Annotated in this window: 16 protein-coding genes; 6 read left to right on the top strand and 10 right to left on the bottom strand. The window is 66.1% G+C overall.

The features are described from left to right. Window positions 1-49: 49 nt before the first annotated feature. Complete coding sequence (locus tag ABIB35_RS01955; RefSeq protein ID WP_354178445.1) at window positions 50-1,039, bottom strand: LLM class flavin-dependent oxidoreductase; 990 nt, start codon at window positions 1,037-1,039, stop codon at window positions 50-52. 117 nt (window positions 1,040-1,156) lie between these two features. After that, entirely contained in the window at window positions 1,157-1,645 is a 489-nt protein-coding gene (locus ABIB35_RS01950; RefSeq protein WP_354178443.1) for an SRPBCC family protein, read from the bottom strand. A 169-nt stretch (window positions 1,646-1,814) separates the two neighbouring features. Between ABIB35_RS01950 and ABIB35_RS01945 the strand changes: the two genes are divergently transcribed. Next, the gene (locus tag ABIB35_RS01945; RefSeq protein WP_354178441.1) at window positions 1,815-2,111 is read left to right on the top strand and encodes a DUF3253 domain-containing protein; all 297 of its coding nucleotides are present in this window, start codon (window positions 1,815-1,817) and stop codon (window positions 2,109-2,111) included. 40 nt (window positions 2,112-2,151) lie between these two features. On the opposite strand, the gene ABIB35_RS01940 is transcribed toward ABIB35_RS01945, so the two are convergent. Genes ABIB35_RS01940 through ABIB35_RS01925 form a run of 4 tightly spaced genes read right to left on the bottom strand, consistent with a single transcriptional unit; the run spans window position 2,152 to window position 6,327 of the window. Next, window positions 2,152-2,949 carry an ABC transporter permease gene (locus ABIB35_RS01940; RefSeq protein WP_354178440.1) on the bottom strand — a complete coding sequence of 266 codons (798 nt, stop codon included), beginning with the start codon at window positions 2,947-2,949 and terminating at the stop codon, window positions 2,152-2,154. An 8-nt stretch (window positions 2,950-2,957) separates the two neighbouring features. Beyond that, window positions 2,958-3,905 (bottom strand): ABC transporter permease, encoded by a 948-nt coding sequence (locus ABIB35_RS01935; protein ID WP_354178438.1) that lies wholly within the window; start codon window positions 3,903-3,905, stop codon window positions 2,958-2,960. Next, the gene (locus ABIB35_RS01930; RefSeq protein ID WP_354178437.1) at window positions 3,905-5,113 is read right to left on the bottom strand and encodes an ABC transporter ATP-binding protein; all 1,209 of its coding nucleotides are present in this window, start codon (window positions 5,111-5,113) and stop codon (window positions 3,905-3,907) included. The genes ABIB35_RS01935 and ABIB35_RS01930 overlap by 1 nt, the downstream gene beginning before the upstream one ends. Next, window positions 5,113-6,327 (bottom strand): ABC transporter substrate-binding protein, encoded by a 1,215-nt coding sequence (locus ABIB35_RS01925; protein WP_354178436.1) that lies wholly within the window; start codon window positions 6,325-6,327, stop codon window positions 5,113-5,115. Before ABIB35_RS01925 ends, ABIB35_RS01930 begins: the two co-directional genes overlap by 1 nt. Window positions 6,328-6,566: 239 nt before the next feature. Between ABIB35_RS01925 and ABIB35_RS01920 the strand changes: the two genes are divergently transcribed. The 5 genes from ABIB35_RS01920 (at window position 6,567) to ABIB35_RS01900 (ending at window position 10,584) form a co-directional block, all read left to right on the top strand. Further along, entirely contained in the window at window positions 6,567-7,034 is a 468-nt protein-coding gene (locus ABIB35_RS01920; RefSeq protein ID WP_354178434.1) for an Lrp/AsnC family transcriptional regulator, read from the top strand. Further along, window positions 7,031-8,434, top strand: a complete 1,404-nt coding sequence (locus tag ABIB35_RS01915; protein ID WP_354178432.1) for an aspartate aminotransferase family protein — start codon at window positions 7,031-7,033, stop codon at window positions 8,432-8,434. The genes ABIB35_RS01920 and ABIB35_RS01915 overlap by 4 nt, the downstream gene beginning before the upstream one ends. A gap of 1 nt (window position 8,435) precedes the next feature. Then, window positions 8,436-9,839 carry an NAD(P)/FAD-dependent oxidoreductase gene (locus ABIB35_RS01910; protein ID WP_354178430.1) on the top strand — a complete coding sequence of 468 codons (1,404 nt, stop codon included), beginning with the start codon at window positions 8,436-8,438 and terminating at the stop codon, window positions 9,837-9,839. 182 nt (window positions 9,840-10,021) lie between these two features. Then, a complete protein-coding gene (locus tag ABIB35_RS01905) occupies window positions 10,022-10,351 on the top strand; it encodes a hypothetical protein (protein WP_354178428.1) in 330 nt (109 codons plus the stop codon). Next, on the top strand, window positions 10,351-10,584 hold the full coding sequence (locus ABIB35_RS01900; RefSeq protein ID WP_354178426.1) for a helix-turn-helix domain-containing protein: 234 nt from the start codon (window positions 10,351-10,353) through the stop codon (window positions 10,582-10,584). The genes ABIB35_RS01905 and ABIB35_RS01900 overlap by 1 nt, the downstream gene beginning before the upstream one ends. Here the strand turns inward: ABIB35_RS01900 and ABIB35_RS01895 are convergent. From ABIB35_RS01895 to ABIB35_RS01880, 4 genes are all read right to left on the bottom strand, one after another. Then, window positions 10,581-10,889 carry a cupin domain-containing protein gene (locus ABIB35_RS01895; RefSeq protein ID WP_354178424.1) on the bottom strand — a complete coding sequence of 103 codons (309 nt, stop codon included), beginning with the start codon at window positions 10,887-10,889 and terminating at the stop codon, window positions 10,581-10,583. The two genes, ABIB35_RS01900 and ABIB35_RS01895, sit on opposite strands and share 4 nt — an antisense overlap. A 47-nt stretch (window positions 10,890-10,936) precedes the next feature. Next, entirely contained in the window at window positions 10,937-12,529 is a 1,593-nt protein-coding gene (locus ABIB35_RS01890) for an ABC transporter permease (protein ID WP_354178423.1), read from the bottom strand. After that, window positions 12,526-13,434 (bottom strand): ABC transporter ATP-binding protein, encoded by a 909-nt coding sequence (locus ABIB35_RS01885; RefSeq protein WP_354178422.1) that lies wholly within the window; start codon window positions 13,432-13,434, stop codon window positions 12,526-12,528. Before ABIB35_RS01885 ends, ABIB35_RS01890 begins: the two co-directional genes overlap by 4 nt. Window positions 13,435-13,626: 192 nt before the next feature. Then, window positions 13,627-15,252, bottom strand: coding sequence for a PucR family transcriptional regulator (locus ABIB35_RS01880; protein WP_354178420.1), 1,626 nt, complete (start codon window positions 15,250-15,252; stop codon window positions 13,627-13,629). Window positions 15,253-15,260 lie beyond the last annotated feature (8 nt).

Raw genomic sequence — 15,260 nt, 5'->3', positions numbered from 1 at the left:
GGCCCCGGCCCCCTGATCCCGTCCGCGGGGGCCGGACCCACCCGGACAGTCAGGCTCCGGCAAGCTCCGTCACACCGGCCAGCAGCTCAAAGGAGTGCAGCCGGGATTCGAGGGCGGGCGTCTGGGTGGCGACAATCAGCTCATCGGCGTCGGCGTGGGTGCTGAACCAGTCCAGATAGTCACGGACCTCAGCAGGCGTGCCGACGGCGGAGTAGCGTCCCATCTGCTTGACCTGCTGGCCGCCCGGGGATTCCAGGATCATGTCCGCTTCTTCCGGGGTGAAGGTCCGGTCCCGGCCAAAGAGCTGGGTGACGCGGCGGCGCTGGCCGTCCACGAACATCTGCTGCGCTTCGTCGGCGGTGTCCGCCGCAATGACGTTGACGCCGGCAATGACGTACGGCTCGGCCAGCTGGGCCGAGGGCCGGAAGTCGCGGCGGTAGATCGCCACCGCGTCCTGAAGCGCCTGCGGGGCAAAGTGGGAGGCGAAGGAGTACGGCAGTCCCAGGGCAGCAGCGAGCTTCGCGCCAAACAGGGAGGAACCCAGGATGTACAGCGGCACGTTGGTGCCCTTGCCCGGGGTGGCGTCGATCCCGGAAATGAGGGTGTTGCCGCTCAGGTAGCCCTGCAGCTCCTGCACGTCCTGCGGAAAACTGTCCGAGGACATGGGATCGCGGCGCAGGGCGCGCATGGTCTTCTGGTCGCTGCCCGGAGCGCGGCCAAGGCCCAGGTCGATCCGGCCCGGGAAGAGCGTCTCCAGGGTGCCGAACTGCTCTGCAATGGTCAGCGGCGCGTGGTTGGGCAGCATCACTCCGCCGGCGCCGAGCCGGATGCTGGAGGTGTTCGCGGCGATGTAGCCAACCAGCACGCTCGTGGCCGAGGACGCGATCGTGGGCATGTTGTGGTGCTCGGCGTACCAGATGCGCCGGTAGCCCAGCTTCTCGGCGTGCTGCGCCAGGGCAAGGCTGGACGCAAAGGAGTCACGCGCGGTTTCGCCCTCGTCAATGATGGCCAGATCGAGGATCGAAAGCGGAACAGTCATGGGTTTTCGGCCTTTCGTTGCACGTTTGCACCCCTGGCTGTTTACCCGGGCACGCTAGGTGCAACCGCGAACGGCACTGTCTTATTTCACGTGCGCCCTATTTCACGTGCCGCGTATTCATGTACCTCCGCGGTGGCGGACCAGGTAGCGCGAAAGCCGGTCAAAGGAGGAGTTCCAGCCGCTCTGGTGCCCGTCCAGATCACGCCGTCCGGAGAAGGGTCCCTGCCGGAAGGTCATGCGTGTTCCGCCGTCATGCGGTGCAAGGTCCACGGTGATCAGGGTTTGGGGGCCCGACGGCGTTCCGTCCGGAGACTGCCACTCCTGCGTCATGGCCAGCCGGTCCGGCGGCTCCAGGTCCTTCAGGACTCCGCCCCACCACAGCTCATCGCCGGTCAGGGTGTTGACCATGCAGGCCCGGTAGGTCCCGCCCACCCGGTTCTCGATACTCACCCGGTCCGCCGGCACAATGAACCCCTCGGGACCCCACCAATCCGTGGCATGCGATAGATCGGACCACGCGTCATAAACGGCCTGCTGCGGCACCGGAAAGTTCCGCACCATCAGCAGCTCATTCTCCACCCCCTGCGGGGACACTGGATCAGTCATGGCGGTCCTCTCGGCTCGGCTCCGCTCGGATCTGTTTTCAAGTGTGACGCGCCCGGACCCGGCGGGCCACACCGCTGCGGGAAACAGGAACCGGCAGCAGCATTCGGTCAGCTGCGGTTCCGGACGATCCGGCTTCCGGGAGTTCTCCTTCCGCGGCACAATGGCTTGCATGGACAACACCGGAACAGGCGGCACCGGGAGCGCGAACGCACGGCAGGACGACGTCGGCCCTCCCCTTGAGGAGGCCATACTGGCTTTGCTCGCAAGCCGGGCGGACACGGCCACCATTTGCCCCTCCGACGCCGCCCGGGCGGTGGCTCCGGAGAGCTGGCGCCCGCTGATGGACGGTGCCCGGGCGGCGGCCGCACGGCTGGTGGAACGCGGTGAGGTAGAAATCACCCAGCGCGGCGACATAGTGGACCTGTCTGCAGCCAAGGGACCGATCCGTATCCGCCGTAAGCGCTGACGGCGTTTAGCGGGCAGCCAGGTTTAGCGGGCGGCCAGATTTAGCGGGCGGCCAGCGCCTTGGCCCGCCGGTGGGAAATCATCTGTCCGCCCACCACCACCAGCAGCGACACAATGAACATTGCCGAGCCAATGACGTTGGCCTGTGCGGGAATTCCCCGGGTGGCTGCCACATAAATGAATTTTGGAAACGTGTCCACATTTCCCGAATTGAAATTAGTGATGATGAAGTCATCAAAACTCATGGCAAAGGCGAGGAGTGCGGCCGCCATAATTCCTGGAATCAACAGCGGAAAAGTCACCCGCCAAAAAGCCTGCAGCGGCGAAGCATACAAGTCCGCCGCCGCTTCTTCCAGCTTGGGATCCAGGCTGGCCACCCTCGCTTTCACGGTGACCACAACAAACGAGATACAGAACATGGTGTGCGCGATGATCAGTGTGCCCTTGCCCAGCTCGGCGCCGACGTTCAGGAACTGGGCCAGCAGCGACGCCCCCAGGACCACCTCGGGGGTGGCCAGCGGCAGGAAGATCAGCATGTTGGCGGTGGCGTTGAACCGGAAACGGTAGCGCACCAGCCCGACGGCGATGGCCGTACCCAAGATTGTGGCCAGCACCGTGGCGATGGCGCCGATCTGCAGACTGTTGCCCAGTGATTCGCAGACGGCCGGCGCGCCGCAGGGATTCTGCCAGTTAGCCAGGGTGAAGCTGCGCCAGGTGAGGTTGGTGCGTCCGGCGTCGTTGAAGGAAAAGGCGAACACGTAGCCAATCGGCACCAGCAGGAACAGGAAGGCAAGGCCTGCGGTGACCGGAATCAGCCAGCGTCCAAGGGTCTGTCGCATGGGAGTCCTCACATCAGTTCTTTGGTGCCGAAGCGGCGGACGTACAGGATCACCAGGAACAGGATGGCCAACATGAGCAGGAAGGACAGAGCCGAGGCGCCGGGATAGTCCACCACCCGGAAGAACCGCGAATCGATGACCTGCCCAATCATGGTGGTGTTCTGGTTGTTACCCAGCAGTGCCGCGTTCACGTAGTCGCCGGTGGCGGGGATGAAGGTCAGCAGGGTGCCGGCAATGACGCCGGGGAGGGAGAGCGGCAGGGTAATGCGGCGGAAGGTTTCCGCCGGACTGGCGTACAGGTCTGCCCCGGCTTCGATCAGCCTCATGTCCATCCGTTCCAGGGAGGCATAGATGGGCAGCGCCATGAACGGCAGGAAGTTATACGTCAGTCCGCAAATCACGGCGAAGGCCGTGGCCGTGAGTCGGCCGTCGTCGGGCAATAGCGAGACCGCGCGCAGGATCCCCACCACGGGGCCCTCATCCGCGAGGATCTGTTTCCAGGCCTGGGTGCGCAAAATGAAGCTGGTGAAGAACGGCGCGATGATGAGCACCAGCAGGATCCCCTTGAGGAGCTTGTGCTCCCGCAGCCGCACCGCCACTAGGTACGCCATCGGATATCCGATCAGCAGGGCAGCGAGGGTGGCAATGAGGGCAAATCCGAAGGAGCGAATGATCGCCGGCCAATAGTTCTGCAGCACCACCGCGTAATTGCCAAACTCCAGTGCGGGCACAAACTGGCCAACGTCCGCGCCCTCGGGCTTCACATAGAGGGAGGTGGCCAGCAGAGAAAACACCGGCAGGACAAAGAACAACAGCATGAAGATGAATCCGGGCAGAATCAGCAGATAACCGGCCCTGCCGCGGCGCCGTTGCGCTGCTTCCTCGCCGCCGCTGCGTCCGCCGGCCCCCGTGCTGCCCGCTCCGGTGGAGCTTCCGGCGGCGGTGAGCAGTGCCATCAGAGTCCGTCCCCGCCGGCGCCCGCTTGGCTGTCCTCGTCCCCGCGCAGCCCAAACGCGTGGTCCGCGTCCCAGCTCAGGCTCACCCGGTCACCGGGAGCTGCCAGCGCCGCGCCGCGGTTTTGGCTGAACACCCCCATGGCGCCGATCCCCTCCACCTCCACCAGATACTCCGTGCTCGCGCCGGAAAAGGAGGCATCCAGCACGACGGCGCGCAGCGCGGTTTGTGTTCCTTCGGTGGCTCCCGCTGGGGGTGCCCCGGGCGCCGCTCCGGGCGCTGTTCCGGGCTCGGAGCTGGCCGGCAGCATGCGCAGTTTCTCCGGTCGGATCCCCACCAGCACCCGCCCGCTGTGGTCGGTGGCCCGGTCCCGGCGGACCTGCAGGTGCTGGCCACCGGCGTTCACCTGCAGGTAGGCGCCGCTTTCGCCGGTGACGTCCGCCGGCATGAGGTTGGATTTTCCCAGGAAATTTGCCACGAAGGCGGTGCGCGGCAACTCGTAGAGCTCCTGCGGAGCACCCATCTGTTCCACGCGTCCGCTGTTCATTACGGCCACGGTGTCCGCCATGGTCATGGCTTCTTCCTGGTCGTGGGTGACGTGTACAAAGGTCAGGCCCACTTCGGTCTGGATTTTCTTCAGTTCCATCTGCATCTGACGGCGCAGCTTCATGTCCAGGGCACCCAGCGGTTCATCCAGCAGCAGGACCGCGGGCCGGTTGACGATGGCCCGGGCCAGGGCAACGCGCTGCTGCTGGCCGCCGGAAAGCTGGGCCGGACGGCGGTTGCCCAGATGGGCCAGCTCCACCAGTTCCAGGGCCGCCTTGGCCTGGGCATCGGCGTCGCGCACCTTGCGGCGCTTGAGCCCAAAGCCCACATTGTCCAGCACACTCATGTGTGGAAACAGCGCATAGTTCTGAAACACCGTGTTCACTGGGCGCCTGTGGGCGGTGGTGGCGGTAATGTCCCGGCCGCCGATGCTGATGCTGCCGGCGGTGGGCTGTTCCAGGCCGGCGATCATCCGCAGCGTGGTGGTTTTGCCGCAGCCCGAGGGGCCCAGCAGTGCAAAAAAGGACCCGGACGGAATCAGAAGGTCCAGCTGGTCCACGGCGGTGAAATCCGTGAAGCGCTTGCTCAGCCCGGAAAGGACCAGGTCCGCTCCGGAGGCGCCCTGCCGGGAGTCCGGCTCGGGCAGCAGCTCAACGGCTGCCATCAGTTGCCGATCGCGCTCTGGAAACGGTCGGACAGGTCCGTTTCCTCATCTGCGGTAAGGGTGCGCACCACATGGGCCTGTGCCAGATACTCGTCAGTGGGAAAGATCAGCGGGTTCTCGGAAAGCTCCGGATCAATGGCTTCCATGGCCTCGCGGGCACCTTCAACCGGGCAGATGTAATTGACGTAAGCCGCCACGGTGGCAGCGTTTTCCGGGTCGTAGTAATAGTTCATCAGCTTCTCCGCGTTGGCCTTGCGCGGGGATCCGATGGGGACGGACATGTTGTCGGACCAGAGCGTGCCGCCGGCTTCAGGCAGCGCGAATTCCCACTTGCCACCTTCCTCGAAGTTCAGCTGGGTAATGTCGCCGGACCAGCCGATCACCGCCAAAGCGTCTCCGGAGATGAGGTCCTCCTTGTAGGAGTTTCCCTTCACCTGGCGGATCTGGCCGTCGGCAATCTGTTTCGAGAGGACATCCAGGGCGTTCTCGAAATCATCGGTGGTCCAGTTTCCGGTCACGTCCACGCCGTTTTCCATCATGAGCAGGCCCATGGTGTCCCGCATCTCGTCCAGCACCTCCACGCGTCCCTTCAGCTCGGGCTGCCACAGGTCCGAGACGCTCTTCAGCCCCTGCGGAAAGGCCTCCTTGTTCCAGGCGATCCCGGCGAACCCCGTCTGCCAGGTCAGCGAATGCCGGCGGCCCGGATCGAAGTCCACGTCCTGCAGCCCGGCCCGCAGATTGGCGGCGTTGGGAATGTTCTCCCGGTTCAATTCCTGGGTGTAGCCCAGGCGGATCAGTCGGCTGGTCATCCAATCGGTGACCGTGACGATGTCCGCACCTATGTCCTGTCCCGCAGACAGTTGACCCTGGACCTTGCCGAAGTATGTGTCATTGCCGTCCACGTCTTCGGAGTAATTCACGTCTAAGCCGGTGGCCTTGGTGAACGCTTCGAGCGAGGGATAGGTCCCCGTGGAATCGTCATAGTCCAGGTACAGGGTCCAGTTGGCCCAGTTCACCGTTTTGTCCGAGTCGGATAAATCAGCGGCTGCTGTTGCCGCCGCCGAGGACTGGCCGGCGGTGCCGCCGCCGGTCCCGCAGGCAGCGAGCATGGAGGCAAGCCCCAGCCCGCCGGCGCCCAGAAGCATCTTCCGGCGGGAGAGCTGGGCATTGACGATGCTCCGGAGCATCGGATCGGTGATGGGGCGTTTGGCCATGGGCGGGCTCCTTGCTGAACATCTGCGGACGGGGATGTTGCGTTGATAGTGCCAGAGCAGCGCCGGGGCAAACAAGGTTTTTAGTTGTAAATATTTTGTTTCACAACGGTTTCCGAAAGAAATTGCCCGAAATACCCCAGTAATCCGCAGCCGGTAACCTTGTTTATTCTCGGTTTACCCGCTTCAATATCAACCAGGCCCGGTCCGGCCTGAGCACCGGCCATGAGAGAAAGGCACCGATGACTGGGGAAATTGCAGCTGCGCCCGGGGTTGATGAGGTCTCTAAGGCCATCATCGAACAGCTGCAGGAAGACGGTCGGCGCTCCTATGCCGCCGTCGGCAAGGCGGTGGGGCTTTCCGAAGCGGCTGTGCGCCAGCGGGTCCAGAAACTGACCGATGCGGGCATCATGCAGATTGTGGCGGTGACTGATCCGCTGCAGCTGGGATTCCCCCGGCAGGCGATGCTGGGCATCAAGACCAGCGGTGATGTAGGCGAAGCCGCCGATCTGATCGCCGACATCGGCCAGGTGGACTACTGCGTGATCACCGCAGGATCGTTCGACATCTTCGCGGAAGTAGTGTGCGAAAGCGACCAGGACCTGATGATCCTGGTCAACCGGGTTAGAAGCCTTCCCGGTATCAGCGGAACCGAAACATTCATGTATCTGTCCCTGCGGAAGCAGGCCTACAACTGGGGCACCCGATGACCGAAGCAGCAGTCCAGTCCTCCTCCACCACGCCGCGCGGCACCGACCGGCAGCAGGCAGCCCGGGACCATTTGTGGATGCACATGGCCCGACATTCCGGCCCCTCCGCCGGCGGGCATGTCCCCGTAATTACCCGCGGAAGCGGGCACCTGATCTACGATGACCGCGGCCATGAGCTGATTGACGGTCTGGCCGGACTCTTCGCGGTGCAGGTGGGACACGGCCGCGAGGAACTGGCCGAAGCCGCGGCCAAACAGGCCCGCGAACTGGCCTTCATGCCGCTGTGGTCCTATGCGCATCCGCCGGCCATTGACCTGGCCGAACGCCTGGCGGCCGGGGCACCCGGAGACCTCAACCGGGTCTTCTTCACCACCGGCGGCGGCGAGGCCGTGGAATCGGCGTGGAAGCTGGCCAAGCAGTACTTCAAGCTCACCGGCAAACCGGGCAAAACCAAGGTCATTTCCCGGGCCGTCGCCTACCATGGCACGCCCCAGGGAGCCCTGTCCATCACTGGCATTCCGGACATGAAGGCACCGTTCGAACCCCTGGTGCCCGGCGCCTTCCGGGTGCCCAACACCAACCAGTACCGTGCTCCGGCCGGGCTGGAGGATCCGGAAGCTTTTGGCCGCTGGGCCGCGGACCGGATTGGCGAGGCCATTGAATTTGAAGGCGCAGACACCGTGGCCGCAGTGTTCCTGGAACCGGTGCAGAACTCCGGCGGCTGCTTCCCGCCGCCTCCCGGCTACTTCCAGCGGGTCCGGGAAATCTGCGACCAGTACGACGTTCTGCTGGTCTCCGATGAGGTGATCTGCGCGTTCGGCCGGATCGGGTCCATGTTTGCGAGCACTGATTTTGGCTACCAGCCGGACATCATCACCTGCGCCAAGGGCCTGACCAGCGGTTACGCCCCCATCGGCGCGATGATTGCCACCGACCGCCTGTTTGAGCCGTTCAGCCGCGGCGATACGACGTTCTATCACGGCTACACTTTTGGCGGGCACCCGGTCTCCGCCGCCGTCGCCATGGCCAACCTGGACATCTTTGAGCGCGAGGGCCTCAACGACCGGGTGAAAACCAATGCACCGGCGTTCCGCGCCACGCTGGAGAAGCTCCTGGACCTGCCCATTGTGGGCGATGTGCGCGGCGAGGGCTACTTCTACGGCATCGAACTGGTGAAGGACAAAGCCACCAAGGAGACCTTCAGCGACGAGGAATCCGAGCGCCTGCTCCGCGGCTACATTTCCACCGCCCTGTACGACGCCGGCCTCTACTGCCGCGCTGATGACCGCGGCGATCCAGTGATCCAGCTCGCTCCCCCGCTGACCATGGGCCAGCCGGAATTCGACCAGATCGAATCGATCCTGCGCACCGTCCTCACGGAAGGGCTGAACCACCTCTGACATGGACGCCTCCTCCGCTCCCGTGAATGGTCAGGTTTCCTTTTGGTATGCGGAAACCGGCCTGCCGGCTCTGCGCCCCGGACTGGACGGGAGCGCGGAGGTGGATGTCGCCGTCGTCGGCGCCGGCTACACCGGTCTTTGGAGCGCCTTTTACCTCAAGAAGGCCCGCCCGGACCTGTCAGTGGTGGTGCTGGAGTCCCGGTTTGCCGGCTTTGGCGCCTCCGGCCGCAACGGCGGCTGGCTGACCAATTCCATCACCGGCGGGCGCAGCCAGTACGTGAAATCACACGGCCGCGCCGCGGTGGGCAGGTTCCAGGAACTGCTCAATGCCACGGTGGACGAGGTGATCGCTGTGGCGGCCGCGGAGGGGATCGACGCCGGGATCGTCAAGGGCGGCGAGCTGAATGTGGCGCGCAACCCCGCGCAGCTGGGACGGCTCCGGGCCTGGGCAAAGGAGGAGTCGGCGTGGCCGCAGTCCGGAGCCCGACTCCTCGATGCGGCGGAAACCGCCGGCCGGGTGCGGATTTCGGGCGTGCTGGGCGGGCTGCACCAGCCGCACTGCGCCCGGATTCAGCCGGCCCGGCTGGTGCGCGGGCTGGCCGCCGCGGTCGAAGCGCTGGGCGTGCCGATTTATGAGCAGACTCCGATCACAGAAATCAGGCCCGGCAGTGCCGGGGAGCGTGCTGCAGCAGTGACGCCCCGCGGAACGGTGCGGGCGAGGTTTGTGCTGCGCGCCACCGAGGGATTCACCGCCAATCTGCCCGGCGCCCACCGCGAGTGGCTGCCGATGAATTCCTCCATGATCGTCACCGAGCCGCTGGCGGACCGGGTCTGGGAGGACATCGGCTGGGCGGGCCGGGACACGGTGGCGGATATGGCGCACGCCTACATGTATGCCCAGCGCACTGCCGACGGCCGGATTGCGTTGGGAGGCCGCGGCGTGCCCTACCGCTTTGGTTCCCGGACCGATACCGACGGCGCCACACAGCCCGCGACGATCACCGGGCTCACCGACCTGCTGCGGGAGTTGTTTCCGGCCGCGGCCGGAGCTCGGATCGACCATGCCTGGGCCGGGGTGCTCGGGGTGCCGCGTGACTGGAAAGCCACGGTGGGGCTGGATCCGGGCACCGGCGTCGGCTGGGCCGGCGGCTATGTGGGAACCGGCGTCGCGGCCTCCAACCTGGCCGGGCGCACGCTCCGGGACCTGGTGCTGATGCCGGACAGCGAGCTGACGCGGATGCCGTGGGTCAACCGGCGGGTCCGGCGCTGGGAGCCGGAACCGCTGCGCTGGCTGGGTGTCAACGCCATGTACCGGGCGTACCACGCCGCTGACCGCGCGGAACGGAACGGCCGGCCGGCGACCTCGCCGTTGGCGCGCGCCGCGGATCTGGTGTCGGGGCGCTGAGGCGGACCGCCGGATACTTCAGCGGTCCCGTCACGCTGACCCTGCCGCTGGCCACCACAGAGCTCCGTCCGCCCAGTCTGGCCCTCGGCGCCCAGGCCCACTACACCACCGCGGAAGCGATCATTCCCCTGCTTCCGGGCCCTGAGAACGCCCTGCTGGCCTGGGGCGAAGCCCTGAACCTCGTGGCTGTGCTGGCGGTGCTGGCACTGATATTCCTGCTCGCCTTCCGGCTCCGGCGGAAAGTTCTGTTCACCGCCGGCTCGGCCTGGGTCATTGCCGTGTGCGGCACAATCCTGGCGCTGGCAGGCAGCGCCGGCCAGGTCATCGACACAATTGGCCGCACCCGGTTGGGGGACGCGATTGGGCTGGACCAGGGCACGGGCAGCGGGTACGCCATCTTCGTGGGCACCTTCAGCTTCGCACCGTTAGTGGCAGGCCTCCTGCTCATTTTGGTGGCGGCGGCATTCCAGTATGGCCGCCGCCTGCAGAATGACACCCAGGGCCTCATCTGATGCCGGCGGAGGACACCGCAGGTATCCATTGCCGGCTCGATCAGCTGCTGGAACAGCGCGGCATGACCCTGACGGAACTGAGCAGGCAGGTGGGAGTCAGCGTGGTGAACCTGTCGGTGCTGAAGAATGACCGGGCGCGCGCCATTCGTTTTTCCACTCTGTCCGCCGTGTGCCTGGCGCTGGACTGCGAGGTGGGAGACCTGCTGACGGTGGAATCTCCTGCGGCCGGCTAATCCTGCTGCTTGAGCTCAATCTCAATGAACGCGAATTCAGTATCCGTCTGGTTGATGACGTTGTGCTCGGCTCCGGCCTCCCGGGCGTACGAGGCACCCACCACCAGATCCTTGGTGATCTGATCTTCCGCGGTTTCATAGCTCATGTGCCCGCCGATGGTGGGGACCACAACGTAATCCAGCTCGTGGCGGTGCCAGCCGGTCTGTGTTCCCGGCGGAAAGCGCCATTCAGTGACGCGGATCCGGTCAGTATCGATCTGTACGGTGGCTACGGCCTGCCCGTAGACAGAGGTGGTCGAAGTCATGGGGAAAACCTATCCCATGGTGGCAACGTTCCCGTCGTCGCGGCGCGCTAACGGGCGAGGTCCCGGCGGCGGAAGCCCAGGAATCCGCCGAAGACCAGCACCGCTGTGGCCAGCAAAATCCACAGCAGATCGCCACCGTTGGGGACCTCCGAGGCCACAGTGGGAACATGCCAGAACGGGCTGATGCCCAGCGCCCACTCCGGCAACCGGAAGGTTGGCCCCAGCAGGGTCAGCGCAAAGGAGAGCAGAACACCGATCCAGGCAGCAAGGCTGATCCGGGGACGGGCTCCCGTGATGAACACGGCCACGGCGGTGGCCGTCCATACCGCGGGAACTGTAAAGATGGCCTGCAGGAAAGCCTCGTTGAAGGTGATCCCGGTGTCTGCTCCGGCAGCAATCCCCGCGATCATCGTTCCCGAAACCAGTAACAGGACGGTCGGCAGCGCCAGGGACAGGACGGTGTTGGCCGCAAAATACCGCCCCCGGCTCAGCGGGGCAGCCAGCAGCGGCTCAACCCGGTCTGCCATTTCCTCCGACCGCATCCGCAGCAGAACCTGGACCCCGGACACGGAGGCGATGATGCCCGCCAGGCTCAGGATGGTCCTTATGAAGGAGCGGGTCAGCTCCGTGGTGGACGTGGCGCCGGCCGCAAGGATGGTCTGGGCCGCCGGGTTGGAGCCCAGCAGGTCCTGGATTGAGGTCGACAGATAACCGAAGACCACTCCCAGGGCGAGGAACGCTGTCGCCCAGGTAATCGACGTCGTACGGTTTAGCCGCAGCGTCAGGGACCAAGGGCCGTGCAGCGCGCCGCGGGCGGCTCCGGGTCTGGGCGGGAGGGCGCCCTGCCCAAAATCGCGGCGCGACTGGAGGGCGAAGGCAACACCGAGGAGCAGCAGGGTCAACGCAGCCACCGGAAGCAGCGGCCACCAGCGATCCGTATCCGCCGGACCCGTCTCGCTGATCCAGCCCAGCGGGTTGATCCATGCGGTCCATTCCGGGGCCTGGAGCGCTTCGAGGACTCCGCGGAGCAGGAACAGCGCCCCCAGGAAGGACACGGTGATGCTGTTGGCAGCATGGACGTCGGAGGCCAGCTGCGCCGACACCGCCGCCACTGCCGTAAACAGCCAACCGGTGGCTGTGAAGGTGGCTCCGAGGAGCAGCGAAGGTTCCCAGGCGCCGCCGCAGAGTCCGGTGACCATGCCTGCCACCAGGCCCAGGAGCGCTGACCCCGCCAGCGCCAGGAGGGTGGCGGACATCAGCCGGGTGCCGCGGCCCATCACGCCGGAGGCCAGAAGTTCGGCCTGGCCGGAGTCTTCCTGACCGCGGGTGGCGCGGGTGACGGCGAACGTGGCACCCAGTGCAGCCAGAAAACCCCCGAGTGCCAGGCTGCGCCAGGCGTTGAATCCGTCGACTGTCAGCAGATCATTGGCGCGGCCAAAGATAATGCTCAGCGCAGGATTGGAGCCGACGGCGGCGGCCAGACCGGCGCGCTCCTCCGCGGTTGCAAAGACCACGGGGTAGACGAGGACCGACGACGCCGAAAGTACCGTCACAATCAGCGTCCAGGGGGCGAACCTCCGGCCGTCGAACCTTGCCAAGGCCAACAGCAGCGTCCCGGTGCCGGTGAGTGGCCCGCTCATGCCGCCTCGGTGCCGTTCTTACCCTCGTAAAGGCTCAGGAACAGGGTTTCCAGTGACGGCGGCTCTACGCTGAGGGCGGTCAGACCCAAAGCGCTGAGGCCGCTCATGGCGCGGTCCAGATCCGACGTGGCCACCGTGGCGCTGAGGTGATGGCCATTCACCTGCACATCATGGAGGCCGCCGAGTCCATCCGGCCCAGGTAAGCGCTCCAGGGTGGCATGCACGGTTGCGCGGGCCGTGCCGCGCAGTTCTGCTAGCGTGCCGGTACTGACCGTGACGCCGCCGCGGATGATGCTCAGCCGGTCTGCCAGATTCTCCACCTCCGCGAGGATGTGGCTGCTGAGCAGTACCGTGGTTCCACGCTGTGTGGCCTTGATCAGTTCTTCCTGGAACACTTTCTCCATCAGCGGGTCCAAACCACTGGACGGCTCGTCCAGGATCAGCAGTTCAACGTCCGCCGCAAGCGCCGCCACGAGCGCAACTTTTTGCCGGTTGCCCTTGGAATACTGGCGACCGCGTTTGGCCGGGTCCAGCTCGAAGCGCTCCAGCAGCTCGGCGCGACGCCGCAGATCCAGTCCGCCCCGGAGCGAGCCCAGGAGGTCAATGGCCTCTCCCCCGCTCATCCCCGGCCACAGCGACACCTCGCCGGGAACGTAGGCGAGCCGGCGGTGCAGTTCCACCACATCGGTCCAGGGATCCCCGCCCAACAGCCGAACCGTGCCGGCGTCGGCCTTCAGCAGGCCCAGCAGTACCCGGATAGCGGTGGACTTTCCGGCACCGTTGGGCCCCAGGAAACCGTGGACCCGCCCCTGCTCTACTTCCAGGTCCAGTCCCTTGAGGGCAGGAAAGGTGCCAAATGACTTCTGCAACCCTTCAACGACGATCACGGTGCTCGCAGCTGCCATGGAAGCCTCCTTTTCTACGGATGCTACGTGGATCCGTTCCCCGGGGACACGCCCGCCTGGCACGCGTTCCCACTGTCTGTGGCTGGTGTTGCCCCTGAGGTCCCACCAGTCACGGCAGGCAACAAAGGGTGGGAACCTGTGCACGCAGGATGGTGCCAGAGGCGGGTCAGGGGGCGGGGTTGAGCGGGCGGGTCAGGGGGCGGGGTTGAGCGAGCGGAGCTGGTGCAGCAGCACCGCCACATGCAGCGAGGTGCGCGACTCCGGGTCGTCGAGGGACACACCGAGCCGCGCCTGCAGCCGTTCCAGCCGGGCATACAGGGTGGGGCGGCTCAGATAGCCGCTGCGGGCCAGCTCGGTCTTGTTGCCCCCGCACTCGAGGAAGCGCTGCAGCAGCGCCAGTTCCTCCTCCGCCCCGTCCTCAAGCAGGGTGTGCAGTTCCGCGTCGGCAAACGAAACCGCCCGCGGATCCTCGCGGAGCAGGGCCAGCAGCCCGCGGAGCCGGATATCGGTGGACCGGAAGTAGCGCCGGGCACTCCCGGACAGCGTTCCCGCCGTCTGCGCCACATGGGTTGCCTCATCCAGCCCGGCGGCGGCATCCGCCAGCGAAGAGCGGGCCCGGCCCACCCCTGCCGTCCAGGCCAACGGCTCGACGGCGGCCGCGGACCGCTCGGACAGGACCCCGCAAAGGCGTTCCAGCACGCTGTCCTCGAGCATCCGGGCCGGGAGCGCAAGCAGCACTGCCACCTGCCCGGTCTGCACGGCCGCGGCAAGCGCCGTAATCCGGGTGGAGGACAGGACGCTGGCCAGCAGTTCAAGCAGCGCCCGTTCCTTGCGCTGCATGGACATCGGATCCCCGCCGGCGGCCGCGCCCAGATGCAGGACCAGCGGCAGGTAGGCCGGCGACGGTTTCAGGCCCAGCGCCTCGGCCCGAGTCAGGGCCGCGGTTTCATCCGGTACCCGCGGCGAGCGCAGTTCATGGATCAATCCGGCCTGAGCCTGCTGTGCCAGTCCGGCCTGGTCCCGCTCCGCCAACCAGTTGATGGACAGTGCCTGACCGGCACGTTCGAGCACCATGGAAGCTTCGGCAGCGGCGTCCGGTGACGGCGGGAAATCCGGAATCACCAACCGCCCCCACTGCTGGCCGTTCAGTCCCACCGGTGTCTGCAGCCACTCCCCGCCCTCCCCGGGCCCGCCGCCGGCCCGGGGCACGGCCCGGGACCGGCGCTGCCAGTCCTGCAGCAGTTCCTGCGGCGGGACCGGGCCGGCGGCAAAGGCCACCACCAGATGCGAGCTGTCTTCGAGCACCACCGGGAAGTCCAACAGCTGCGCGGCCCGGTTCACGATCTCCTGTACCCCGGCGCTCTGCAGGCTCAGCATGGTAAAAACCTCATGGACTTCACGGGCTTTGGCAACCTGTTCAAACTGCCCGGCCACAATGCGCCGGTGCACCACTTCGGTGACCTCCACAAACCGGATCCGCCGGTGCAGCCGGATCACCGGCATTTGAGTTCCCGCGGCAGCGTACTCCAGTGCTGCGGCGTCGGCCGGCCGGTCGCCGGGAATTTCAACGATCACCCCGGCGGCCCCGGCGTCCTGGAGCCCGGCAAGGTACCGGGCCGCGTCGTCGGCGGATTCCCCGAAGGCCAGTCCGGTGGTCAGCACTAGTTCCCCGCCCTCCAACAGATCGGCGAGGCTCCGCAGTTCCGCCACATGCACCCAGCGCACCGGGCTTTCCAGCCTGTTGTTTCCCGTTAGCAGTTCGGGTGCTCCGGCGCGCACCACCTCCAGCTCCAATACGGCGGCCACAGTCAACATCATGCGCTGAG

The sequence above is a fragment of the Arthrobacter sp. UYP6 genome, from assembly GCF_040547315.1.
GTDB lineage: Bacteria > Actinomycetota > Actinomycetes > Actinomycetales > Micrococcaceae > Arthrobacter_B.
This window is presented reverse-complemented; position numbering and strand designations above follow the sequence as displayed.